This window comes from Lactobacillus sp. M44 (assembly GCF_058130005.1).
In genome coordinates, this window is record NZ_CM176707.1 from 1,371,380 (window position 1) to 1,397,525 (window position 26,146).

24 protein-coding genes and 1 pseudogene are annotated in these 26,146 nt (G+C 33.1%); 3 read left to right on the plus strand and 22 right to left on the minus strand.

Going from position 1 to position 26,146, the window contains the following annotated elements; genetic code table 11:
- The 12 genes from mutL to murB all read right to left on the minus strand — a co-directional run bounded on the left by mutL (nucleotide 1) and on the right by murB (nucleotide 14,657).
- On the minus strand, nucleotides 1–1,860 hold the full coding sequence (mutL, locus tag AC38BG_RS06660) for a DNA mismatch repair endonuclease MutL (RefSeq protein WP_489937080.1): 1,860 nt from the start codon (nucleotides 1,858–1,860) through the stop codon (nucleotides 1–3).
- Nucleotides 1,853–4,429, minus strand: coding sequence for a DNA mismatch repair protein MutS (mutS, locus tag AC38BG_RS06665; protein WP_489937081.1), 2,577 nt, complete (start codon nucleotides 4,427–4,429; stop codon nucleotides 1,853–1,855). Before mutS ends, mutL begins: the two co-directional genes overlap by 8 nt.
- 104 nt (nucleotides 4,430–4,533) lie before the next feature.
- Nucleotides 4,534–6,159 (minus strand): chaperonin GroEL, encoded by a 1,626-nt coding sequence (gene groL / locus AC38BG_RS06670; RefSeq protein ID WP_489937082.1) that lies wholly within the window; start codon nucleotides 6,157–6,159, stop codon nucleotides 4,534–4,536.
- A gap of 19 nt (nucleotides 6,160–6,178) precedes the next feature.
- Entirely contained in the window at nucleotides 6,179–6,463 is a 285-nt protein-coding gene (gene groES / locus AC38BG_RS06675; RefSeq protein ID WP_489937083.1) for a co-chaperone GroES, read from the minus strand.
- 234 nt (nucleotides 6,464–6,697) lie between these two features.
- Nucleotides 6,698–8,050, minus strand: a complete 1,353-nt coding sequence (glmM, locus tag AC38BG_RS06680) for a phosphoglucosamine mutase (RefSeq protein ID WP_489937084.1) — start codon at nucleotides 8,048–8,050, stop codon at nucleotides 6,698–6,700.
- 22 nt (nucleotides 8,051–8,072) lie between these two features.
- A complete protein-coding gene (locus AC38BG_RS06685) occupies nucleotides 8,073–9,035 on the minus strand; it encodes a CdaR family protein (protein ID WP_489937085.1) in 963 nt (320 codons plus the stop codon).
- Nucleotides 9,032–9,865 (minus strand): diadenylate cyclase CdaA, encoded by an 834-nt coding sequence (cdaA, locus tag AC38BG_RS06690; RefSeq protein WP_489937086.1) that lies wholly within the window; start codon nucleotides 9,863–9,865, stop codon nucleotides 9,032–9,034. The genes AC38BG_RS06685 and cdaA overlap by 4 nt, the downstream gene beginning before the upstream one ends.
- Before the next feature lie 46 nt (nucleotides 9,866–9,911).
- Entirely contained in the window at nucleotides 9,912–10,985 is a 1,074-nt protein-coding gene (locus AC38BG_RS06695; RefSeq protein WP_489937087.1) for an ABC transporter substrate-binding protein, read from the minus strand.
- Nucleotides 10,982–11,800: an ABC transporter permease gene (locus AC38BG_RS06700; RefSeq protein WP_489937088.1), complete on the minus strand. Its 819-nt coding sequence runs from the start codon at nucleotides 11,798–11,800 to the stop codon at nucleotides 10,982–10,984. The genes AC38BG_RS06695 and AC38BG_RS06700 overlap by 4 nt, the downstream gene beginning before the upstream one ends.
- Nucleotides 11,797–12,609: an ABC transporter permease gene (locus tag AC38BG_RS06705; protein ID WP_489937089.1), complete on the minus strand. Its 813-nt coding sequence runs from the start codon at nucleotides 12,607–12,609 to the stop codon at nucleotides 11,797–11,799. The genes AC38BG_RS06700 and AC38BG_RS06705 overlap by 4 nt, the downstream gene beginning before the upstream one ends.
- Before the next feature lie 4 nt (nucleotides 12,610–12,613).
- Nucleotides 12,614–13,702 carry an ABC transporter ATP-binding protein gene (locus tag AC38BG_RS06710; protein ID WP_489937090.1) on the minus strand — a complete coding sequence of 363 codons (1,089 nt, stop codon included), beginning with the start codon at nucleotides 13,700–13,702 and terminating at the stop codon, nucleotides 12,614–12,616.
- A 52-nt stretch (nucleotides 13,703–13,754) separates the two neighbouring features.
- Entirely contained in the window at nucleotides 13,755–14,657 is a 903-nt protein-coding gene (gene murB, locus AC38BG_RS06715) for a UDP-N-acetylmuramate dehydrogenase (protein ID WP_489937091.1), read from the minus strand.
- Between the two features lie 97 nt (nucleotides 14,658–14,754).
- Here murB and AC38BG_RS06720 point away from each other — a divergent pair, with 97 nt between their 5' ends.
- Entirely contained in the window at nucleotides 14,755–15,288 is a 534-nt protein-coding gene (locus tag AC38BG_RS06720) for a 3'-5' exonuclease (protein ID WP_489937092.1), read from the plus strand.
- Nucleotides 15,289–15,328: 40 nt separating this feature from the next.
- Here AC38BG_RS06720 and tsaE read toward each other — a convergent pair whose 3' ends face one another.
- Genes tsaE through AC38BG_RS06735 form a run of 3 tightly spaced genes read right to left on the minus strand, consistent with a single transcriptional unit; the run spans nucleotide 15,329 to nucleotide 17,507 of the window.
- Complete coding sequence (gene tsaE, locus AC38BG_RS06725; protein WP_489937093.1) at nucleotides 15,329–15,808, minus strand: tRNA (adenosine(37)-N6)-threonylcarbamoyltransferase complex ATPase subunit type 1 TsaE; 480 nt, start codon at nucleotides 15,806–15,808, stop codon at nucleotides 15,329–15,331.
- Nucleotides 15,809–15,813: 5 nt separating this feature from the next.
- Nucleotides 15,814–16,797, minus strand: a complete 984-nt coding sequence (gene pta, locus AC38BG_RS06730; RefSeq protein ID WP_489937094.1) for a phosphate acetyltransferase — start codon at nucleotides 16,795–16,797, stop codon at nucleotides 15,814–15,816.
- A gap of 29 nt (nucleotides 16,798–16,826) precedes the next feature.
- Nucleotides 16,827–17,507 carry a uracil-DNA glycosylase gene (locus AC38BG_RS06735; RefSeq protein ID WP_489937095.1) on the minus strand — a complete coding sequence of 227 codons (681 nt, stop codon included), beginning with the start codon at nucleotides 17,505–17,507 and terminating at the stop codon, nucleotides 16,827–16,829.
- Nucleotides 17,508–17,580: 73 nt separating this feature from the next.
- Between AC38BG_RS06735 and AC38BG_RS06740 the strand changes: the two genes are divergently transcribed.
- Together AC38BG_RS06740 and AC38BG_RS06745 are read left to right on the plus strand one after the other, a co-directional pair.
- The gene (locus tag AC38BG_RS06740; RefSeq protein WP_489937096.1) at nucleotides 17,581–18,456 is read left to right on the plus strand and encodes a Cof-type HAD-IIB family hydrolase; all 876 of its coding nucleotides are present in this window, start codon (nucleotides 17,581–17,583) and stop codon (nucleotides 18,454–18,456) included.
- A gap of 13 nt (nucleotides 18,457–18,469) precedes the next feature.
- The gene (locus AC38BG_RS06745; protein WP_489937097.1) at nucleotides 18,470–18,985 is read left to right on the plus strand and encodes an LURP-one-related/scramblase family protein; all 516 of its coding nucleotides are present in this window, start codon (nucleotides 18,470–18,472) and stop codon (nucleotides 18,983–18,985) included.
- On the opposite strand, the pseudogene AC38BG_RS06750 reads toward AC38BG_RS06745, so the two are convergent.
- The 7 genes and pseudogenes from AC38BG_RS06750 to AC38BG_RS06780 form a co-directional block, all read right to left on the minus strand.
- Nucleotides 18,978–19,546: pseudogene (locus AC38BG_RS06750) on the minus strand (GNAT family N-acetyltransferase). The gene AC38BG_RS06745 and the pseudogene AC38BG_RS06750 sit on opposite strands and share 8 nt — an antisense overlap.
- Nucleotides 19,547–19,555: 9 nt before the next feature.
- A complete protein-coding gene (gene smpB / locus AC38BG_RS06755; protein ID WP_489937098.1) occupies nucleotides 19,556–20,011 on the minus strand; it encodes an SsrA-binding protein SmpB in 456 nt (151 codons plus the stop codon).
- Nucleotides 20,012–20,037: 26 nt separating this feature from the next.
- Complete coding sequence (rnr, locus tag AC38BG_RS06760) at nucleotides 20,038–22,305, minus strand: ribonuclease R (RefSeq protein WP_489937099.1); 2,268 nt, start codon at nucleotides 22,303–22,305, stop codon at nucleotides 20,038–20,040.
- Nucleotides 22,306–22,372: 67 nt separating this feature from the next.
- A complete protein-coding gene (gene secG / locus AC38BG_RS06765; RefSeq protein ID WP_489937100.1) occupies nucleotides 22,373–22,606 on the minus strand; it encodes a preprotein translocase subunit SecG in 234 nt (77 codons plus the stop codon).
- 126 nt (nucleotides 22,607–22,732) lie between these two features.
- The gene (gene eno / locus AC38BG_RS06770) at nucleotides 22,733–24,031 is read right to left on the minus strand and encodes a phosphopyruvate hydratase (protein ID WP_489937101.1); all 1,299 of its coding nucleotides are present in this window, start codon (nucleotides 24,029–24,031) and stop codon (nucleotides 22,733–22,735) included.
- Between the two features lie 42 nt (nucleotides 24,032–24,073).
- On the minus strand, nucleotides 24,074–24,829 hold the full coding sequence (tpiA, locus tag AC38BG_RS06775; RefSeq protein ID WP_489937102.1) for a triose-phosphate isomerase: 756 nt from the start codon (nucleotides 24,827–24,829) through the stop codon (nucleotides 24,074–24,076).
- A 12-nt stretch (nucleotides 24,830–24,841) separates the two neighbouring features.
- On the minus strand, nucleotides 24,842–26,053 hold the full coding sequence (locus tag AC38BG_RS06780) for a phosphoglycerate kinase (protein ID WP_489937103.1): 1,212 nt from the start codon (nucleotides 26,051–26,053) through the stop codon (nucleotides 24,842–24,844).
- Nucleotides 26,054–26,146 lie beyond the last annotated feature (93 nt).

Consider the following 26,146-nt stretch of genomic DNA (forward strand, 5'->3'; position numbering starts at 1 on the left):
TCACTTTTTAAACATTTTTGCTAGATCACTAGCAGATAATTTTACGATAATTAAATTTCCATTGGAATCATGATATGGATCACTAGTTTGGCTTAGCTTTTCTAATATATTTTTTGCTTGCAATTCAGTCAAACTCGATAGCCTTTCATTTTTTAACAAATCATTGGCAAATAAAGCCTGCAGATAAGAATTGTCTTTTTTATAATTATCTAAAAATAAATCAACCAATCGTTTTGCTAATTTTTCAATATCTCCTTTTAACCATATAGGATAAGTATGCATCACAAAAGTATTATCACCAAATTCTTCTAGATAAAAACCTAAAGCTTTCAACTTATCAAAATTATCTTTAATCAAATCAGAATTTTCAATTCCAAAATCTAAAATAATTGGTTCTAATAAACCTTGTTGAGAATTTTTTGTTTGCATCATTTGTTTTAAAAACATTTCATAAGCAATTCTTTTTTCAGCTGCACTATAGTCAATTAAATAAATATTATTTTTAAATCCAGCAAAAATATATTCATCATTATGTCCAATATAAGTTAATTGAGGCAATTTATTAGCAATTAACATATCATTTTGACTTAATAACTCATGATTGCATGTTCCAAATGGCGTTAAGGTCATTTGCACTTTAATATTATCAGTCCAAGTATCAGTTATAATATAGCGATCATCTTGGCGCGAAATATTTAAATCAACATATTTAGTTTTTGTTTCTTCCACATTTGATTCAGTATTTTGATTTATATTATATTGATCTTGCAGCTTAACTCTCGTAGAATCTACAACTTTATCATTCAAATTAAATTGCAATTCATCAAATGCAGTTTGCTTTTTATCATGCAGATTTTCAACTCCACTTGCTGGCTGATTGATCATCAAGGTATTTTGGATAATTGAAGTTAATAATTTAGTTAACTCAGTTTCCTTTGATAAACGAACTTCTCTTTTAGTTGGATGCACATTAACATCAACTAAAATGGGATCTAATTTAATATCAACAACTGCAATTGGGTAGCGTCCCTTCTTTATTTTTGAACCATAGCCTGCCATAATTGCACTAGTCAATTGATAGTTTTTGATATAACGACCATTTAACAATAATGTTATGTAGTTTCTATTTGCTCTAGTATCCTCTGGCTTTGAAATATATCCAGATATTTTAAAATCTAGGTCATCAGCTCTAATTGAAATCATATTTTCAGCTAATTTACGACCATAAATTGAAGCTGCTACTTGTTGCAAATTATTATTGCCAATTGTTTGTAATAACTTTTTACCATTATTAGTTAAGACAAAAGCGATATCTGGATAGCCAAGAGCCAATTTATCAATAACTTCAATTATCTTGATCATTTCAGTTCTTGCGCTGCGCAAATATTTTAGTCTAGCGGGAGTATTATAAAACAAATCTTTGACTACAATTTTAGTACCTTGTCTACTTGCAGAAGGCTTTTGATCTGATTTTTCACCAGCAGAAAATTCAGCTTCTACACCAAGTCCAGATTTAGTTTTAGTTACTATTTTCACATGAGCAACTGCAGCAATTGAAGCTAATGCTTCTCCTCTAAAGCCCAATGTCGAAATATTAAACAAATCTCTTTGAGTAGCAATTTTGCTTGTAGCATGTCTCATAAAGGCTAGATCAAGTTGATCTGCATCAATTCCAATCCCGTCATCTTGAACAATAATTTGTTTTAAACCACTATCGATGAAATCAATCCTGATATTTTTACTTTTTGCATCAATTGCGTTTTCTACTAATTCTTTTACTACACTTGCAGGTCTTTCGATTACTTCCCCAGCAGCAATTTGATTAGTTAAAGTTTCAGATAGTTCATGAATTTTAACCATTTTCTTGTTCATCCTTTAGCTCATTCTGCCAATCTGCAACTAATTGCATTACTTGCAAAGGAGTTTTATCAGCTAGATATAAATTATTTATCTCATCTAACACATCACTTTGTTCATCACTAATTTGAGGAGTTTCAGCAGGCTCTACAAATAAATCTAATTGCTGACTGGCTGGATCTAATTCATGACTGCCATTTGCTTCTAAACGCTTCAGCATTTGACTTGCTTCACGTAAGACTTTTTTGGGCAATCCTGCAAGTTTTGCAACATGAATTCCATAAGATTGATCTGCAGGGCCTGGCAAAATTTTATGTAAGAAAATCAATTCTCCATTTTCTTCTGTTGCACCAACATGGATATTTCTTAAGTGTTTTAATGTTTGATCTAGATCAGTTAATTCATGATAATGGGTCGCAAAAAATGTCTTTGCTCCAACTTTATCATGCATATATTTTACGATTGCTCCTGCTAATGCCATTCCATCATAAGTTGCAGTTCCACGACCAATTTCATCAAATAAAACTAAAGAATTTTTGGTTGCATGTTGCAACGCATCATTTGCTTCACTCATTTCAACCATAAAAGTGCTTTGTCCAGAAATCAAATCATCTGCCGCACCAATGCGAGTAAAAATTTGATCAAAAATTGGTAATATAGCTTTATCTGCAGGTACAAAACTGCCTATCTGCGCCATTATTGCAATTAGTGCCATCTGGCGCATATAAGTGCTTTTACCTGACATATTAGGTCCAGTAATCAAAAAAGTATTAATATCCTTATTCATATCCACATCATTTGGAATATATGAACCTGCACTCATAACTTGCTCTACTACTGGATGACGTCCATTAGTGATATCAATAGTGTTTTGTTCATCAAAGAGCGGCCGCACATAATTATTTTGCTCACTATCGACCGCAAAACTAGTCAAAACATCTAATGTGGCTAGTTTATTAGCTAATTTTTGTAATTGTGGGATGTATTCTTTAACAAATTCACGCAACTTAACAAATAAATCATATTCTAAGCCAGTTGATTTTTCTTGTGCCTCTAAAATTAAACTTTCATGCTCTTTTAACTCTGGTGTAATGTAGCGCTCTGCATTAGTCAGGGTTTGCTTTCTTGTATAACGATCTAGTGGCACCTTATTTTTATTTGAATTTGTAACTTGAATATAATAACCAAAGACTTTATTAAAGCCAACTTTTAAAGTCTCAATTCCAGTTTTTTGACGCTCATCTACTTCTAATTGTGCAAGCCACTTTTTTCCATTTGCCATAGCATCTTTATAACGGTCTAATTGTTGATCGACTCCTGCTCTTATTAATTGTCCATCACCTGTAGTAATCGGAGGATTGTCAACCAATGTTTTAGTGATATGGTTTGAAATAGAGGTTAAAGGATCTAAATTTTGAGCAAAATCTATTAAAACTTGATTGCCAGATTGAACTAAGTTTTCACGAATCTTCGGCACTGCCTGCAAAGAATGTGCTAATTGTAATAATTCTCTAGGATTAACATTGCCAAAAGCGATTCTTCCAGTTAATCTTTCTAGATCATAAACCCCTTTTAGTGAATCAATCACATTTTCTCTAGTAAAAAATTCATCTAGCATTGCTTGAACAATATCTTGTCTTTTTAAAATTGCTTTTTTTGAAAGTAGTGGACGCACTAGCCATTGTTTTAATAACCGTCCACCCATAGCAGTTTTAGTATTATCCAGAACCCAGAATAATGAACCCATTTTTTTGCCAGTTTTAGCAGAATTAATTAATTCCAGATTATTTTGGACAGTATGGGACATTTTTAGATATTGAGAAACTTCATAACTTTTTGCAATTTGCAAGTGAGCCAGGCTTCTTTTTTGAGTAACTAATAAATATGCTACAAGTTGTTTGACAGCTTGTTTTTCCATTGTATTAGTCATTTTTTGTTCCACATATGAGATTTCAGAATGCTGACCTTCCAGTTTTACAGGATTAGAGATAGTAATATTAGCCTTTTTGAAAAAATCTTTATTTTTATTAGTTAAATTGCCAGCATAAATTACTTCTTTAGTTCTTAAAGACAGCAACTCATTAGCAACACCTGCAAAATCAGACAAATGTGTTGCATAAATTTCGCCAGTAGATAAATCACTGTATGCTAAACCAAATCCTGACTTTGTCATTACAACTGAAGTTAAAAAATTAGTTTCAGTTGCTTTGTTGGGACCTTCTTGCATCATAGTTCCAGGTGTTATTAGTTGAATGATTCCTCTTTTAACCATCCCTTTAGCAAGTTTTGGATCTTCTAGTTGCTCAACTAGGGCAACTTTATAACCTTTATCAACTAAAGTATTTACATAATTATCTACAGCTAAATGTGGAACTCCTGCCATAGGAATTGGATGAGCTGACTTATTAGATCTGTGAGTTAGAGTTAATTCTAATAACTGTGCTCCTTTAATTGCATCATCTTCAAATAATTCATAAAAATCACCAACGCGATAAAATAAAAAAGCATCTGGATATTGCTCTTTGATTTCATGATATTGTTTCATCATTGGTGTTGAATCAACTTTTGCCATTTAATACCTCATCTAATGAATTTACTAATCTCAATTATACGCTAAAATTAGCCAACAAAAAAAGATCGCTGCACGCGATCTTAATTTATTTACTTATTTAATTTTTACATCATTCCGCCCATACCTGCACCTGGCATTTGAGGAGCAGCCGCTGGTTTTTCTTCAGGAATATCTGCAACTACAGCTTCAGTAGTTAACAACAATGCTGAAATTGATGCAGCGTTTTGTAATGCTGAACGAGTAACTTTGGTTGGATCAATAATACCAGCTTCAACCATGTTTTCCCACTTATCAGTAGCAGCATTGTAACCAATTTCGTTATCTTCATGCTCTAAGTGATCCAAAATTACAGAACCATCCTTACCAGCATTATCAGCAATTTGACGAACTGGTGCGGATAATGCTTCTAATACAATATTAATACCAGTTTGTTCATCGCCTTCTTCTTTCAAGTTGCGGACTGCTTTTTCAACATTTACTAAAGCAGTACCACCACCTGCAACATAACCTTCTTCAACTGCGGCACGTGTTGCGTTCAAAGCATCTTCAATACGGTATTTACGTTCTTTCAACTCAGTTTCAGTAGCAGCACCAACTTTGATTACTGCAACACCACCAGCTAATTTAGCTAAGCGTTCTTGCAATTTTTCACGGTCAAAATCACTTGTTGTATCAGCAATTTGTTTCTTGATCGAATCGACGCGTTCTGCAATAGCTTCTTTTGAACCTGCACCTTCAACAATAGTAGTTGAATCCTTAGTTACAGTAACTTTGCCAGCTTTACCTAATTGGTCGATCTTAGTATCTTTTAATTCTAATCCTAAGTCAGAAGTAATTACCGTACCACCTGTTAATGCAGCAATATCTTCTAGTTGAGCCTTTCTACGGTCACCAAAGCCAGGGGCTTTAACTGCAACGACATTGAATGTACCACGAATCTTGTTCAATACAAGAGTTGGAAGAGCTTCACCTTCAACATCATCAGCAATAATCAATAATGCCTTTCCTTGTTGAACAATTTCTTGTAATAAAGGCAAAATATCTTGAATATTAGTAATCTTCTTATCTGTAATCAAGATATATGGATTATCTAAGTCAGCTTCCATTTTATCGTTATCAGTTACCATGTATTGTGATAAGTAACCACGATCAAATTGCATACCTTCAACTACTGAAAGTTCAGTATCAATACCTTTTGATTCTTCAATAGTGATGACACCATCATGACCTACTTTTTCCATGGCGTCGGCAATTAAGTTACCAACTTCTGGAGAAGCAGATGAAACTGAAGCTACTTGAGCAATTTCTGATTTTGATGAAACTTTATGACTAATCTTGTGCAATTCATCAACTGCAGCTTTAGTAGCTTTTTCAATACCACGACGAATACCTACAGGATTGGCACCAGCAGTAACATTCTTCATACCTTCGCGAACAATTGCTTGGGCTAATACTGTTGCAGTAGTTGTACCATCACCTGCAATGTCATTAGTTTTTTGAGCAACTTCAGAAACTAATTTAGCACCCATATTTTCAAAATGGTCTTTTAATTCAATGCTCTTAGCAATTGTAACACCATCATTAGTAATATCAGGAGCACCATAGCTCTTTTCCAAAACAACATTTCTACCCTTAGGTCCTAAAGTTGTCTTAACAGTATCTGCTAATTTATCTACACCATTTAAAAGTGCTTGTCTTGCATTTTCAGAAAACTTAATATCTTTAGCCATCTATATAACACTCCTTTTATTACTTAATAATTGCTAAAATGTCTTTTTCGTGTAGGACTAAATATTCTTGTCCATCATATTTAAGATTTGTGCCAGAATATTTATCATAAAAGACTACGTCGCCTTTTTTAACGACCATAGGAATTAACTTACCATCGGCTGTACGAGTTCCTTCACCAACTTCAACAACTTCGCCTTCAGTTGGCTTTTCTTTAGCATTAGATGCTAAAACGATTCCACCGACAGATTGCTCTTCTTCTTTTTTTACTTTTACGATCACGCGATCACCAATTGGTTGTAACACGTTTGTCCCTCCTAATTTTAAAATCTATATTCATTGTTATTTCTTAGCACTCATATTAGTTAAGTGCTAACTTACAACTATGATAATAACCCGTTTTTTATAATAATGCAAGAAAAAATTAGCACTTTTAGAATAAATTTGCTAATTATTATATAAAAGCTTGTAGTATCAATGTTTTGAAGCAAACAATTGCAAAAAAAAGAGTTTATCTTATCAATAAACTCCATTTCATAATTAATCACCCATTTGTTCTTGGACTACTTTAACAATTCGATTTACCCATTCATCGGTTACTTGCTGATCTGGACCTTCAGCCATTACACGAAGTAATTCTTGAGTTCCTGATGGTCTAACTAATACACGACCATTGTCTCCCATTTCTTGTTGCACTTGGGCAATAACATCTTGAATTGCTTTGTTTTCTTTCCAAGCCTTTTTATCTTTTACAGGTACATTAATCAATGTTTGTGGGTAATCTTTAAAATCTTTCAATAATTCAGTCAAAGATTTACCAGTCTTTTTCATGACTAGCAATAAATGCAAACCAGTAAGCATCCCATCACCAGTATTATGATAATCACTCATAATAACGTGACCTGATTGTTCACCACCTAAATTATAGCCATGAGCACGCATTTCTTCTGAAACATAGCGGTCACCAACTTGGGTACGAACATTTTTAATGCCTTCTTTTTCTAATGCTTTAGTAAAGCCTAGATTAGACATAACAGTGGTTACAATGGTGTCGTGTTTTAATCTCCCATGTTGTGCTAAATAAGAGCCAATCACGTACATGATGTGATCGCCATCAACTTCATTACCATTTTCATCAACAGCTATACAGCGATCAGCATCACCATCAAAAGCCAAACCTAATTGTGCACCTTGTTTAACAACTTCTTTTTGCAATCTTTCAGTATGAGTTGCACCAACATGATCATTAATATTTAAACCATTTGGATGAGTTGCAATAGTTGTAAAGTCTACATTTAAATCAGCGAATAATCTTGAAATCAAGTGACTTGCAGCACCATTTGCACCATCAATTACAACTTTAATTCCATCTAAGTCTTCAGGAATAGTCTGTTCGATAAATTGAAGATATTTTGAAGCACCTTCATGATAATCAGTTACTGTTCCTAAGCCTTTTGCAGCAGGGCGAGGTAAGTTATCTTCTAGTGCGTCAATTAAGCTTTCAATTTCGCCTTCTTTTTCATCGGATAACTTCAATCCATCACTACCAAAGAACTTAATACCATTATCTTGTACTGGGTTATGTGACGCTGAAATTTGAACACCAGCGTCAGCGCCTTGTGCTCTAACTAAGTAAGATAATCCAGGAGTTGTAATAACACCTAATTCTAATACTTCAATCCCAACTGATAAAAGACCAGAAATCAAAGCATATTCCAATAATTGACCAGAAATTCTAGTATCTCTTGAAACTAAAACACGAGCTCGTTCGCCCTCTTTTTTGCCTTTAGTCAATACATATCCACCATCACGACCTAATTTAAATGCCATTTCAGGTGTCAATACTTTATTAGCAACTCCTCTAACTCCATCTGTACCAAAATACTTTAACATTTATAAACAACCTTTCTACTTTTTATCTTTCAGAATTATTGGCAACTTTAATATCTACATCAACTGAATATCGACTAGCTTTGATTATGCCATCGGGTATTTTCAATTTAATTGATTTGGTCTGAGAATCAGTTACATTTTTTAAATCAACATTAGCGTCAACTTCTTTTATTTTTTTCAATACATCATCTGAGCCATAAATTTCAACTGAATCTTGTGCTGCAGTTAAAGAATATATTTTATTACTATCCTCATTTTGTGAGTTCAGTTTAACTTTAACATTTTTGTGCGACAAAGCAATCGGAATTTTTACATTAGCTACCGCAGGCTCAATTACAACATTTAGCTGACGACCTTTAGAATCCTGTGCAATCAAGATTACTTGCCTTTCAAACGTAGTTTTACTATTAAGTGGCAAGTTAACTTTTGCAATAACTTCATCTATTTGATCGACTTCACTTCTAGCCCCTGTTACATTAACAACCTTTGGATTAGAACTCATGGATCCAACATGATAAGCTTTTGCCACAGCAGATTTATTATACTCTATTTGAACTGGGAAAGAACGAGATTTTCGTTTTTGGATATTAACTGTTACTGTACCTGGATTAATTGAATAAGATAATTGATTACTTAATCCCGAGATTTTTAATGGAACAGTATGTTTTCCAATAGATAATTTAGTCAAATCAATATAAACCCTAAAAGTTTGAGTATTAACAGTTGAAGTCACTAACGATGCAGGTCCATCAATGGTTAATTTGACTTTTTCAGGATAACCAACCACAAAATACTTATCTGTATTTACAGACACTTGCAATGGAACTGTGATAGTCTGCGATCTAGTTGCAGTTTGCTGGGTTCTATTATGTTCAGATTGTGAAGTATAACCAGTTTGGGTGTTATCAATATAAGATACTAATAAAATCGCTATTATTAAAGCTAAAGTTTTATAAAACCAGGGTTTATCAAAAAAATGTTTCATTTTTCTGCCCCCCATTTATTGTTAAATATTCGTTGATACCATTTTAATTTGCCAACCTTTGGCACTAATTCAGAACGTAAATATTTAAGATATTCTTCGCGACTCATATCTAACATAAATCGCCCATTTCTAGTGATTGTAACTCCACCAGTTTCTTCTGAAACAACTATTGTGATTGCATCTGTAGTTTCAGAAATACCAATTGCAGCACGATGTCTAGTACCTAGTTTCTTAGGAATCATATTATTGTCTGATAAAGGCAAATAAGCAGCTGCTACAGCGATTCGATTATTGCGAATGATTACAGCACCATCATGTAGTGGCGTATTTGGGATGAATATATTAATTAATAATTCCCCTGTAATATCTGCATCTAATGCAATGCCAGTTTCAATATAATCATCTAATCCTGTTTTTTGCTGTAAGGTAATTAAAGCACCAATTCGCCTTTTAGACATATATTGAATTGCTTTATCAAGTTCTTTAATTAACTTTTCAGCAGTTTTATGCTCATAATTTCCCCCATTGCTAAAAATAGACAAGCGACCTAAATGCTCTAAGCCACGTCTAATTTCTGGCTGGAAAATCACAATTATCCCAATAACAGACCACGATAAAACTTGATCAGTAATAAATGACAAGGCAGTTAAATTAAGAAAGCCAGCTACTATTCTAATGATAAAAATAATCACCAAACCTTGAGCTAACTGCACCGCTTTGGTACCACGAATCATTTTGATAAGTAGATAAATAATGTACCAAACTATCAAAACATCTAACACAATTGAAATATAATGCCATGAAAAATATTGTGCTATATTAAACTTCATTATCTCGACTCCTTTCCCATAACATTAATTATACCTAAGCATTCAATTAATGGTTATACATTTTAAATTCTAAAAATAAATCATTATATTCTTGAACTTTTTTAGGACTTAAATCTTTGAATACTTGCAGGTTTTTCAGAGTCTTCATCGGAGGATAAAACTGCATATCATCTCTGATATCTTTTGGTAATAGTTTTTTAGCCAGCTTATTGGGAGTTGCATAGCCAATATATTCTGCATTTTGGGCTGCATTTTTTGGATCTAACATAAAATTGATGAATTTATATGCAGCAGTTTTATTTTGGGCAGTCTTAGGAATTACGATATTATCAAACCATAAATTCGACCCTTGCTCAGGCACTACATAATGCAGATGAGAATTATTATCCAGCATTTCACTTGCTTCTCCAGACCAAGAGACTCCAATTGCAGCTTCATTTTGGATCATGTAGTTTTTCAATTCATCAGATAAAATTGCTTTTACATTAGGAGCTAGAGCATCTAATTTTGCTTTAGCTAATTTTAATTGCACATTATTAGTCGTGTTCATTGAATAACCTAAAGACACTAATGACATTCCCATAATGTCTCTTGCAGAATCAACTAATAAAATATTATTATGATATTTTTTATCCCACAAGTCATTCCACTGAGTGATAGTGCCTTGTTTGACAAATTTATCATTATAGATAATGCCTAATGTCCCCCAAAAATATGGCACAGAATATTGGTTTTTCGGATCAAACGATTGATGCAAAAATCGCGGATCTAGATATTTAAAATTACTCAGTTTATTAGTATTAATTTTATTAAGTAAATTAGATTTACGCATCTTACTAATCATATAATCAGATGGAATTGCAATATCATAACTAGTCCCACCTTGTTTGATCTTAGTGTACATTGCTTCATTTGAATCAAAGGTTTCATAGATTACATGATAGCCAGTTTGCTTTTCAAATTTAGAAATTAATTTAGGATCAATATAATCTCCCCAATTATAGATAATCAAAGATTTATTATTGGTATTTGCACTAGAGTGATTTAATTTATTAGCTGCAATAAATAACCCTAGACACGTCACTAATAGTGCACCTACAAACAGGAGTATTTTTTTCATTTAACTACCCCATCTACTTTCATTTTTGCTTTACCTTTTTTAGTTTTATTTTTAGTTGCAAAATAATAAATTAGGGCTAATCCCATTGCTAGTAAAAACATTAATGTACTCAAAGCATTAATTTCTAAATCAATTCCTTGTCTAGCTCTTGAATATATTTCTACTGAAAGAGTGGTAAATCCTTGACCTGTTACAAAAAATGTCACTGCAAAATCATCTAATGAATAAGTTAATGCCATAAAAAATCCAGCTAAAATTCCTGGAGTAATTGCTGGTAAAAAGACTTGGCTAAATACCTGCATTTTATTAGCTCCTAGATCTTTTGCGGCATCAATTAATGATGTATCCATCTCTTTTAGCTTTGGCAATACCATTAAAACTACAATTGGAATTGAAAATGCAATGTGGCTTAGTAAAACTGACCCAAAGCCCAAAGAAAATCCTATCATAGTGAATAAAACCAAAAAACTAGCACCAATAATGACATCAGGTGAAACTAATAAGACATTATTTAGTGATAATAAAGTTCTTTTATTCTTGCCATCTTTTAAATTATTAATCACTATTGCACCAATAGTTCCAATAATTGTCGCAATCAAGCTCGATAATAGCGCTAATAAAATTGTCTGCAAAAATATAGCCAATAATCGATTATCATTAAATAAATCTTGATAATGTTGCAGGGTAAAATGATGAAAATAATTCATATTTTTACCACTAGAAAAAGAAAAATATATCAAATAAAAAATTGGTAAATACAAGACAAAAAAAACCAAAGCTAAATAAATTTTGGAGATTAGATTATTTTTCTTCATAATTTTATTCCCTTCTTTTTGCTTTTTTGTTTGCTAGTAACAACCATAACTATAATCATCATAACGATCAAAATAATCCCAATTGCAGACCCCATCCCCCAATTCATTGTAGTCATGAAATATTCTTCAATTGCAGTACCTAAAGTAATAACTTTATTTCCTCCAATTAATCTAGTTAACATAAACAATGACAATGAAGGAATAAAAATTGCCTGAATCCCACTTTCAACTCCAGATTTTGATAATGGCCAAATGACATACTGCAAGGTCTGCCACTTATTTGCCCCCAAGTCATTTGATGCTTGGATAATAGCTGGATCAATTTGGATTAAGGCATTATATATTGGCAAAATCATAAATGGAATTTCTATATAAGTTGCCACAAAAACAAAAGCAAAATTAGTAAACAAAATATTGACTGACCCAATCCCAAATAAATGCAAGAAATTATTTACTAATCCTTGATTACCAAAAATTCCAATAAAAGCATAAATCTTTAACAAAATATTGATCCAAGTTGGCAAAATGATTAATAATAACCATAATTGTTGGTGTTTTAGTTTAGTTAAAATATAGGCAGTAGGATAGCTGATGATTAAAGTAAATATAGTTATCAAAAAAGCATACCAAAATGAATTCAACATCATTTTTAAAAATGTACCATTAGTAAAAAAGTTGCAGAAATTATCTACTATTAAATGATTATTTCCATCACTGATAGCGTTCCATAAAATCAAAATTAGCGGAGCTATTACAAAAAAAATTATCCATAATAAATATGGCAACTTAAATAAATGTTTATTTTTCAACTACTTACTCATCACCTTCATATTTTTCTAGTCTGGCATCAAAATCAGCTTCACTTTCACCAAAACGCATAACGTGAATATCTTCTGGATCAAAAAATAAGCCTATTTCTTTTCCAATTTTGTTTGAATTAGTCGCATGAATCAACCATTCATTTTGATTATTATCTAGCGCTTTTATCTCATAATGATCTCCCAAAAATAATTGTGAAACCACATTAACCTGAATTTTTCCTTGATTAACACTAGTTATATCTAAATCTTCTGGTCTAATAACTACTTCAACTTTTTCTCCAGCATTAATTCCCGCATCAGCACATTCAAATATTTGATTATTAAACTCTACTTGATAATCTTGTGCCATCCTGCCTTGAATGATATTTGATTCTCCAATAAATCTTGCCACAAAATCATTAACTGGCTCATCATAAATATCTACTGGACTTCCGCTTTGTTGAATCACACCATCATTTAAGACAACTATTTCATCACTCATAGCTAAAGCTTCTTCTTGGTCATGAGTAACAAAAATAAAAGTAATTCCAAGCTTTTTTTGAATTTCACGTAATTCAAATTGCATATCTTTACGCAATCTTTTATCAAGTGCTGACAATGATTCATCTAATAATAAAACTTTGGGTTGATTTACAATTGCCCTAGCAATTGCTACACGTTGTTGCTGTCCTCCACTTAATTCAGAAATCTCACGATTGGCAAATCCATCTAACTGAATCATATGCAATGCATCTTTTACAGCTATCTTAATTTCATTTTGAGGAATTCTTTTCAATTTAAGACCAAATGCTACATTATCAAAAACATTTAAATGTGGAAATAAAGCATAATTTTGGAATACAGTATTTAAATGCCTTTTTGAAGCATCTAAATTAGTGATATCTTTTCCATCAAAAAATATTTGCCCACTAGTTACAGAACTAAGCCCAGCAATCAAACGCAAAATCGTAGTTTTTCCAGACCCAGAAGGCCCCACTAATGAATAAAACTTACCAGACTTAATTTTTAAATTAACCTTATTCAAAGCTACAAAACCATCATCATAGCTTTTTGTAACTTTTTTTAATTCAATTATATTCAATAATATTCACTCCAATAAAAAAGCTACCAGCTTTATTCAAGCTTGTAGTTTATTACTCATTAATTTTTTTACCAATAATTCTAACTTCTGTATGCAAATCAATGTCATATTTTGCTTTAATTACAGTTTGGATCTGATGAATTACTGCTAAATAATCTGTTGCTGTAGCATGACCTAAATTGACAATAAAACCCGCATGTTTTAATGAATCTTGTGCATCACCAATTCGCAATCCTTGCAGCCCAGCCTTAATAATCATTGGACCTACAAAATGACCTTTTGGGCGTTTAAAAACAGAACCACAAGATGGATATTCTAAAGGCTGTTTATAAGCTCTTAGTGCATTCAGATAATTCATTTGATCTAAAACTTTTAAGCGATCTGCTTTTTTTAATTCAAAGGTTGCACTTAACACTATATCTTTATTATCTTGCACTATAGAATGACGATAGCTGAATTTTAATTGCTCATTAGTATATGTTTTTATCTTACCCTCTCTAGTCAAAACTTGAGCTGATTTTAGTGCGTCACAAGTCTCTCCACCATAAGCTCCCGCATTCATAAAGACAGCTCCACCTACACTTCCAGGTATTCCTGCAGCAAATTCCAATCCACTAAGTCCAATTTTACCTGCTGCAAATGCAGTATCAATTATTTTAGCACCTGCATCTGCTATTACTTCATTATTTGTTACTTTAATTTTATTAATCTTTTTTAAAATTATGGTTAATCCAGACAATCCACCATCACGAATAATTAAATTTGAGGCATTGCCTATTATAGTTACAGGGAGAGTTTTTTCGTTGCTAAAAACGAGCAATTTCTTTAATTCATCAATATTTTTAGGAAACGCTAAATATTGAGCAGGTCCACCAGTTTTTGTGAATGTATATTTGCTTAAAGGAATGTTTTGCTGTATATCAACTCCACCGTTAACTAACTCTTCAAAGTTCAATTCTTCGCCCCCTATTAATTTTGTTACTACGCTTCTCTATTCTACACTATGGTTTATCTATGATATACTATTTTTGTCTTTTAAGAGGTAATTTTTAATGAATTTTACAGCAATGGATTTTGAAACAGCTAATCGCTATCCAGAAAGTGCGTGTTCACTAGCATTAGTTTTAGTTCGTAATAACAAAATTATTGATAAGTTTTATACAGTAATTAATCCACAAATGAACTTTGATAGTCAAAATATTAAAGTCCATGGAATTACTGCACAAGATGTCAAAGATGCACCAACAATGGCAGAAGTTTGGCCAAAAATCAAAGACTTATTTCAACCAGGAATGTTAGTCGCAGCACATAATATTAGATTTGATAGTAATGTATTAAAGCAATCACTTGCTAGATATGATATTGAAGAGCCTCATTATCTAATGATTGATACGCTAAAAACTAGCAGGTTATTTGAAAAAGGATTACCAAATTACAAACTTGATACTGTGTCACAAGCACTTGATGTCAACTTGTGGCATCACCATAATGCATTAAGTGATAGTGAAGCTTGTGCAGAAATCTTAATTAGCCAACAGCAGCGCTTTGGGGATGAACAAATAAAAAACTTAGTTCAATTAACTTAAAAAAGAGAGAATGATTCAACTTGATATCATTCCCCTTTTTTTATTTTATATATAATTTTTGCGTTTCTTGCCACCATTTTTTTGCATGATCGCCTTTTGCAATAACTTCAATTTTTCTTGTAGTTGACTCCCATGAATCATCTACTCGCTTAATTGTCAGTTGCAAATATTCATCTGGCAAATCACGTGCAATAATATTAGGCCACTCAATTACTACTATTCCAGACTCTTGTAAGTATTCATTTAAATCAATACTAGCTAAATCATCATTTTCTAAACGATACATGTCCATATGAAATAGTGGCAGTGTGCCTTCACGATATTCTCTAACAATTGTAAAAGTAGGGCTTTTAGCTGGTCTTTTAATTCCAAGGGCTTTTGCAATGCCTTGAGTCAAGGTAGTTTTTCCAGCACCTAAATCACCATTTAATAAAAGTAATGAATGCGCATCAGCGCTTTTACCTAAAGCCTGACCTAATTTTTGCATCTGTTCAGGAGAATCAATGGTTAAATTATCCATTTTATTTACCTTTCCATATTTATACTTTGTGCAGCAGTCAAGATCGCCATGTTATACACATCTTGCATAGAAGCGCCTCTAGATAAGTCATTAATTGGTGCAGCTAATCCTTGTAATACAGGACCAATTGCCTCGAATTTTCCTAAACGTTGAGCGATTTTATAACCAATATTGCCTGATTGTAATTCAGGGAATATAAAGATATTAGCATGCCCTGCAACACTAGAATCAGGTGCTTTTTTAGCAGCGACACTTGGCACTATTGCAGCATCAAATTGTAATTCACCATCTGCTTTAATATCACTATGATCTTTATGAAAAATCTCTACAGCATTACGAACTTTATCAACCATTGCACCTGCGGCAGACCCTTTAGTTGAAAAGCTCAAAAAAGCAACTTTAGGATCAATTCCTACCATATTAGCAGCTTGAACTGCTTGATATGCAATTTCACTTAATGTTTCACTATCTGGATCAATATTCATCGCACAATCAGAAAAAATATATGCTTTATTGTCACGTTCCATAATAAATAACCCAGATACACGCTTCATATTAGGTGCAGTCTTGACAATTTGCAAAGCAGGACGCACTGTATCTGCAGTTGAATGAGCAGCACCTGATACCATTCCATCAGCTAAATCCATATATACTAGCATAGTTCCAAAATAACTAACTTGTTTCAATAATTTTTTTGCTTGTTCTAATGTGTTTTTTCCATTACGTCTTTCGACGAATTTTTCACACATTTTGTCAAAATCCGGATAATTTTTTGGATCAATAATTTCGATATTTGCAAGATTTAAATTATTTTCTTGTGCTAATTTTGTAATTTCAATTTTATTGCCAAGCAAAATTGGTTCTACAAGGTTTTCTTTATTTAGTTTAACAGTAGCTTCTAAAACTCTGATGTCTGACCCTTCTGGGAAGACTATTTTTTTAGTTGAGTTATTAACGACAGTATTTTTTAAAGTTTCAAATATTTTCATTTTTTAGTTCCTCATATTTTTTATCTATATTATGCTGGATTTTGGGGTAATTGCCAATCAATTGGTGTTTCTCCAAATTTTTCTAAAGCTTCATTACATCTAGAAAATGGCCTTGAATGGAAAAAGCCACGACTTGCCGACAATGGACTTGGGTGAGCTGATTTAATAATAAAATTGTTTTTTTGATCAATTAAAGGAATTTTATTTTGGGCAAATCTCCCCCATAAAATAAAAACTACATGCCCTTTATCACTCAATGCCTTGATTGCACGATCTGTCACTAACTCCCAGCCTTTTCCTTGATGGGCATTTGCATGACCATAAGGCACAGTCAAAACACTATTTAATAATAAAACTCCTTGTTCAGCCCAATGTTTTAAATAGCCATGATTAACTGGTTGCGCACCAACATCATCGTATAATTCTTTATAGATATTAATTAAAGATGGTGGCAATTTTGCCCCAGGCATTACAGAAAAACTTAGACCATTTGCCTGATTAGGGTTGTGATATGGATCTTGCCCTAAGATTACTACCTTTGTCTTAGAATATGGAGTTAATTTAAAAGCTTCAAAAATGTGATACATGTCTGGATAAATTGTTTTTGTTTGATATTCTTGTTTAACAAAATTATGCAACTTATGATATTGCTCACTTTCAAAAACTGGATTTAAGATTTGATCCCAATCATTACCAATTAAATTTTTCATAACCTTACCTGCCCTTTTTACTTTATATACATGATATCATGGAATCATAAATAGTTATTGGAGGAATAGTATTTTGATTAAATTAATTGCCAGTGATATGGATGGAACTTTACTAAATGAAAATATGGAAATCTCTTCTGAAAATGTCAAAATGATAAAAGAAGTTCAATCAAAGGGAATTGAATTTATTGTTGCAACAGGAAGGGCTCATAAAGAATCATTACCAATTGTTGAGGATGTCGGTTTAAAAACTAGCTTTATCAATTTAAATGGTGCTATGGTTTATGATGCAGATGGCAATTTAGTTATCAAGCATCCCATTGAAAGCAATAAGGCATTAAAATTAGTAAAGTTATTAAGAAATTCTGGCTTTTATTTTGAAGTTATTACAGCAGATGATGTCTATTCTGATAACCAAGCTGCTAGAATTGAAAGTGTCGCTAGTTTACTAGTAGATTTAAACCCATATATGAGCTTTCAGCGTGCTGTAATATTAGCCGCTGGAAGTCCAACAATTATGAATATTAAGTTCGTTCCTGACTTAGTTAAATTTATTGAAAATAGTGATTTAGAAATAATGAAAGTTATGGCATTTGACAGTCGTGGTCAATCTGCATTTACTCAAATCAAAAAAGATATACTTAAATTAAATGATCTAGTTGTTGCTTCTAGCTCATCTGAAAATATCGAAATAAATTCAATTAAAGCGCAAAAAGGAATTGCTTTGCTTGATTATGCAAAATCAAAGGGCTTAAATCGCAAGCAAGTGGCTGCAATTGGTGATAATTTAAATGACGCTAATATGATTTTAAATGCAGGATTTGGTATTGCAATGAACAATGCAGTCCATAAAATCAAAACTTTAGCTCAATGGGAAACCAAATCAAATGCAGATGATGGAGTCGCATACGCCTTACAACATATTCTAAAAATGAACCAAGAAAATTAGGATCTAAAAAATTATGCAATATTTATTAGCTTTAAATCAAGGTAAGCAATATGGTCAAATACCGGCAATAGATGAAGATGGAAAAGTTAAATATTTAATTTTAGGCAGAGTGAACAGTGTTAACCACACATTGTTTTTAACTACTACTGCCCGCAAAGAAATTGGACGATTGTTTTTAGAAAGAAAGAAATTAGTTGCAGCTTATACAATTGATGTGGTAAATCACTCATTAGTTCATGTGATTAAGCCAAATTCGAATATTGGAAATTTCTTTTATGTCACACGCTTAAATTATTGGATACATGGAAGCATAAAAAAAGGCACTTACAACTTTCGTAGTGGTACTAAAAAAGTCGCAAGTGTCAAAACTGCGATTACTAAAAGTGGGTTATCTTTAATCTGTGATATTGATCGACCAGAAGATGTGCCGTTTGTTTTATTGATTGCAGTTTTATTTACGCAATATCATGTCACACCAATAGAATTACCTAACATTATGCCAAATAATCCAAAATGGTCAACTATTTAAGATCTTTTATCATGTGATGATACTTATGATCGCCAATAGTTAAAACTCTAGTTGTTTTAAACCCTAATTTTGTATATAATTTTTCAGCTCGAGGATTATCAAAGTCAACATTCAAACTGACTTTCTTAAATCTTTTTTTCTTTGCAATATCAAAGCCAGCTTTTAATAATTTCCCCCTATACCCTTACCTTGATATTTTGGATTTACTGCAACTGCATCATAGTACCATTCATGTGGTAGTGCTTCTTGATCTGTGAAAATTGTAGTTTCTGTTGGTAACCCAACTTTAGGCATTTGCTTTTTTAACATAAAATCTATGACACTTTGATCATAATATGAATACATTGCTAATATACCTACAACAACATTATTAGAATTTGTATATACTAAAATTCGTCGATAAGAATAGCGATAATTTTCTGAATAAAATCCTAACTTCATCAGGTCATAAAATTGATCCTCTGGTATTTTTTTGATACTTTGCATGTCCATTTCCTTAAATATTAAATTTAATATTGGAAAAACATATGGAAAATCATCTGGACGAGCTTGTCTAATCATATTTGCCTCTTAAATCTTATATTTTCGTCTTAATTCCCGCTCTTGATCACGTTTTTTAATCGTTTCTCTCTTATCATATTGCTTTTTACCTTGGCCAACACCAATCAATACTTTTGCAAATCCATGCTTTAAATACATCTTCAAGGGAATTATCGTCATCCCTTGCTGTGATTGTATCCCTGCAAGTCTTGCAATTTCTTTTTTATGCAATAATAAACGTCTTTGCCGCAAAGGATCATGGTTATATCTATTGCCTTGTTTATATTCACTAATATGAACATTTTCCAAATAAGCTGAATTGCCAATGATCTGCACATAACCATCTTTGAGGTTAACTCTTCTTTGTCTAACAGACTTAATCTCTGTTCCAGTTAGAGCAATTCCAGCTTCCAATGTTTCTTTTATCAAATAATCATGACGTGCTTTACGATTTTGTGCTAGCAAGGATGCCGTTTTTTCTGCCATTAGTTAACCTCCAATCTAACTAATTCTTATCTTCTGTTATTCCCTCTGAAATTTCTGCCATTTCGACGATTTCTGTCGTTTCTATTATTACCAAAACGTCTGCGATTATTATTGGGCTTTTTAGCATTAGGATCATATAATTCAAAGTCAAGCTGATGTTGCTCAATATTTGCATTAATAAGTGTTACTTTCACTGGCATCCCAATCTTAAACTGTCTATGACTAGTGCGACCAGTTAAAGTTAATGTTTTTTCATTATAGCTATAAAAATCATCAGTTAAGTTTGAAATATGGATCAAGCCTTCAATTAAGTTAGGCAATTGAATAAACATACCAAAGCTCATTACTGACGAAATAACTGCATCAAAATGCTGGCCAACCTTATCCGCCATATATTCAGTCATCTTCAAGTCATTAACTTCACGTTCTGTATCAATTGAACGTCTTTCTTGAGTTGATGTCTGCTCTGCAACTGCTGGCAATTTTTCTTTAAAGTGGTCTTGTACTTGTTCACCAGTACCTTGATCTGCATAAGTATGGATCATGCGATGCACCATTAAATCAGAATATCTTCTAATTGGTGAAGTAAAATGAGTATAATACTGTGCAGCTAGCCCAAAGTGACCTAGTGGTTCTTCTGAATATCTTGCTTGTTTTAAACTACGCAACATAATCATTTGAACTACTGCTTCTTCAGGAGTACCAGTAGTTTTAGCAACAACTTTTTGTAGATCTTTTGGCTTAACATGATTTGGATCTGCCTTGATATTTAATCCAAATGCACTAATGAATTCAAAAAAGCTCTGAATTCTTTCTGCATCTGGTGTTTCATGAACACGATATAGAAATGGTAGATTCTTTTTATAGTAGTCTTCAGCAACAGTTTCATTTGCCATTAACATAAATGACTCGATCATTTTTTCAGCAATGCCACGTTCGTGTAACTCAATGTCAATTGGCTTGCCTGTTTCGTCCACAATGATTTTTGCTTCAGGCTCTTCAAAATCAATTGCACCTCTTGCGTGACGTTTTTGATATAAAGCTTCATGCAAGTCGGCCATATCATGAATCATATCTTTTAATTTTAGATATTTTTCTGGCACATCAGTATCACCTGCCAAAACCTTATTCACATTATTATATGTAAATCGACCATGAGATTTCATTACTGAAGCATAAATCTTATAATTTACACGATCTCCAGCAGGAGTAATTTCCATATCACAAGATAAAGTTAAGCGATCCACACCCTCATTTAATGAACTAATTCCATTAGAAATTCTAAATGGTAGCATTGGAATAACGCGGTCTACTAAATAAGTACTATTTCCACGCTTAAATGCCTCCTGATCTAATGGTGAATTTTCAGTTACATAATGTGATACATCGGCAATATGAACACCTAAATGATAGTTTCCATTTGGCAATTTCCATACAACAACAGCATCATCAAAGTCTTTTGAATCATCACCATCAATTGTTACAGCTGGTTGATCTGTAATATCTATTCGATTCTTGCGATCTTCATCTGTAACATGGTCTGGAATGTCATTTGCTTGTCTCAATGCATCTTCATCCCATTCAGTGCGAATATCATGTGCTGACACAATAGACAAAATATCTACTCCAGGTTGATTTTTATTCCCAATAATTTGTACAACGGCACCAACCATTGTGTCAGGATTTTCCTCATCAGGATATTTTGCAATAGACACTTTTACCATATCGCCCATTTGCGGAATTAGACCTTCTTCAGGTGTTAAAATTCTATATTTTTTAAAGCGCTTATTAGTCGACAATACATATCCACTAAAATGACTCTTTTTTACTTGAAAATCATCAAAAGGATGGTATTCACCAACTAAATCAGTTGTTCCACGCTCTAAAATCTCTTCAACTTTACCTTCAGGTCCTTTACCATTCCAAGGATTACCTTCAGCAATTATTTTTACTTTCACACGATCACTATCTAAAGCAAACTTAGTATTATCAACACCAATGAATACATCATCTGCTTCTTCATCATCTAATCTTACAAATCCAAAGCCTTTTTCATTGGCTCGAAATTCCCCTTCAACGACTCTATCAACTTGAGTTAATTGATATTGTCCATTTCCATCAGTAGTAATTTGTTTTTCATTTTCTAAATATGTTAAAGCTTTTATCAGTTCTGTAAAATTCGCTATTCGTCTTTGTCTAGCCACTTTTTCCAGTCCTGCAACTTTAAATTTTCTTTGTGGGTTTTGTCTGAATATTTCCAAAACTCCAGCTAAAATTTTTTCATTTTTATCCATTAATTAACCTCAAAAATTCATAAAAAAAGCCCTCCGTTTTTGATCGGAAGGCTTATAGTTTGTTTTTTTACTTAGATGATAGCATTGCGATAACTATCGCTAACAAAAAGAAGATAACTAGCAATACAGCAGTTACTTTTTCCATAAATGCTTCAAATCCACGTTTTTTTGTTTGGCCACTAAACACCGCACCACCAGAAAGAGCATTCAATGCATCTTGTTGCTTCTGGGGTTGCATCATTGTAGCAATAATGATTAAGATCGACACAATAATCAACAGTGTCATAATAACGTTATACAATGAGGATGCCTCCATCGTTAATTTAAAATAAGAACTGTTAATAGTCTACCATATTTAGGATAAATTTGCGATAAAAAAAGGACTTTCCTTAAGAAAATCCTTTTTTCATTATATGTAATAAATTAATTAAAATTGTTTACCTAAGTTGTAAAAACTGTGAATACCCTTGTAAGTACCAGCAGAAGCTAATTCTTCTTCAATTCTCATTAATTGGTTGTATTTAGCAATACGGTCAGTTCTACTCATTGAACCAGTCTTAATTTGACCAGCATTTGTAGCAACAACTAAGTCAGCGATAGTAGTATCTTCAGTTTCACCTGAACGGTGTGATACAACTGCAGTGTATCCAGCTTCTTTAGCCATTTCAATAGCTTCAAAAGTTTCAGTTAAAGTACCAATTTGGTTAACCTTAATTAAGATTGAGTTAGCAACTCCCATTTGAATACCTTTCTTTAGGTAATCAGTGTTAGTTACGAACAAGTCATCACCAACGATTTGAACTTTCTTGTTCAAACGATCAGTTAATACTTTCCAGTCATCCCAGTCGTTTTCGTCCAAAGGATCTTCAACAGAAATAATTGGATATTTGTCAACTAAATCTTCAATTAATGAAGTCCATTCTTCAGCAGTATATTCACGACCATCAGCAACAGTTACATACTTGTGTGTTTCTTTGTTGTAAAATTCTGATGCAGCTGCGTCAAATGCGATAGCAATGTCTTCACCTGGCTTGTAACCAGCTCTTTGGATAGCTTCAACCAAAACTTCAAATGGTTCTTCGTTGTTCTTAAGGTTTGGAGCGAATCCACCTTCATCACCAACACCAGTAAAGTCTCCACGTTCTTTCAACAAGTTCTTTAATACGTGAAAAGTTTCTGAACCCATACGAACGGCTTCATGAATTGATTTTGCACCTACAGGCATAATCATGAATTCTTGAATATCAACGTTGTTGTCAGCGTGTTTACCACCATTGATAACATTCATCATTGGAGTTGGTAATACGTGAGCGTTAGGTCCACCTAAATATTCGTATAATGGCAAGCCTAATTCATCAGCAGCTGCACGAGCAGCACCTAATGATACACCCAAGATAGCATTTGCACCTAAACGTGCTTTGTTTGGAGTACCATCTAATTCGATCATAGTTTGATCGATTAAACGTTGATCAGTTACATCTAAACCAATAACTGCTTTTGCAATTTCTTCGTTTACGTTCTTAACAGCAGTTAAAACACCTTGACCGCCAAAACGTGATTTATCACCATCACGCAATTCAACAGCTTCGTGTTCACCAGTTGAAGCACCTGATGGAACAATTGCGCGACCAAAGCCGCCTAATTCAGTATAAACTTCAACTTCAACAGTTGGGTTACCACGTGAATCTAAAACTTCGCGTGCATGGATATCATTAATTACAGACATGGATTTTCTCCTTTATGTTTATAAAATAAATTGTTAACTAGTTTAATCTTGGTAGTTTACTAAAGCCAAGAATGAATCTGGCTCTAAAGCTGCTCCACCAATTAAACCACCATCAATATCAGGTTTAGCCATAATTTCCTTAACATTAGCAGGTTTTACAGAGCCACCGTATTGAATTCTAATATTTTCAGCAGTTTCTTCGTTGTATAAATCTTTAATAGTTTCACGAATAGTCTTGCACATTTCTTCAGCTTGGTCAGCAGTCGCAGTTTTACCTGTACCAATAGCCCAAATTGGTTCGTATGCGATAACCATTGAAGCAACTTGATCAGCACTTAAGCCTTCTAAGTCAGCTTTAATTTGGCCAATTACCCAATCATTTTGCTTATTAGCTTCGCGAACTTCTAGACTTTCACCACAACATAAAATTGGGGTTACACCAACTTTAAAAAGAGCCTTTGCTTTTTTATTTATGTCTTCATCAGTTTCGTGGAAGTATCCTCTACGCTCTGAGTGACCAATAATACAATAGTTAATGCCCATTTCCTTTAAAACTAAAGGTGAGGTTTCACCAGTAAAAGCACCTTCATTTTCAAAGTATGCATTTTCAGCACCAGTATGTAAATTTGAGCCCTTAGCACTTTCAACTAAAGCTTCCAAATCAACTGCAGGTGCAGCAATTGCTGCTTCTACTTTTTTAGGATCTGGCAATTTATCCTTAACAGCATTAACAAATTCTCTGGTTTGTACTGGATTCATATGTAATTTCCAGTTACCAGCAATAATAGGTGTACGCATTAAAATTCCTCCTTATTTATCAGAAATACTTGCGATACCAGGTAATTCTTTACCTTCAAGATATTCTAATGAAGCTCCACCACCAGTGGAAATATGAGTAATTTTTGGTGCGATACCTAATTGGATTGCAGCAGCTGCTGAATCACCACCACCAATAATAGTAGTAGCATCTTTCAAGTTAGCTAATTCCTTACCAATTTCAAGAGTACCTTTTGCAAAGTTAGGCATTTCAAATGCACCCATAGGTCCATTCCATACTACAGTCTTTGCATCTTTTAAAATGCTCTTAAACAATTCAATGGTCTTTGGACCAATATCCAAGCCCATTTCGTTATCAGGAATATCATCGCCAACCACTTCACGAGCAGCATCATTTGAAAATTCGCTAGCAACTACATTATCAACTGGTAAAACAATCTTGCCATCTGCTTCTTTTAAAAGTTCCTTAGCAAGTTCTACTTTATCAGCTTCAAATAATGATTTACCAATCTTATGACCTTGAGCTGCTAAGAATGTGTATGCCATTCCTCCACCAATCAAAATATGATCTGATTTTGGAATTAAGTTCTTAATAACACCAATCTTGTCTGAAACCTTTGCACCACCTAAGATAGTTACAAATGGGTGGACAGGATTTTCAATAGCATTACCTAAGAATTTGATTTCTTTTTCCATCAAAAATCCAGCAGCAACAGGTTTTCCTTCTGCCTTCATAGCAGTTGCAATACCTACGTTTGAAGCGTGACTTCTGTGTGCGGTACCAAATGCATCGTTGATAAACATATCACCCAAACTTGCCCAGTATTGACCAAGTTTTGGATCATTACCTGATTCACGCTTACCAAAGTCGTTATCAATATCTTGGAATCTAGTGTTTTCCATCAATAAAACATCACCATCGTGCATTTTATCAATAGCTTCTTCTAAATCTTTACCTTCATTACTTGCTACAAATTCAACAGGTTTATCTAATAATTCACTTAATCTTTTAGCAACTGGTTTCAAAGATAATTCTTTTTTATCAGCATCGCTCTTAATACGGCCTAAGTGACTAAGTAAAATTGCCTTACCACCATGTTCAATGATGTATTTAATAGTAGGCAATGCAGCAACAATTCTGTTATCATTGCCGATCACACCATTTTTAATAGGAACGTTAAAGTCAACACGAACTAAAACTTTCTTGCCCTTAACATCTAAGTCAGAAATTATTAATTTTGCCATTAGAAGTTTCCTCCGAATATTTTCATCTATTCTTTAAAAAAGGGCGAAGGAGAAATCCCCTCCGCCCTCTTTTATATCACTATACTTTTATCA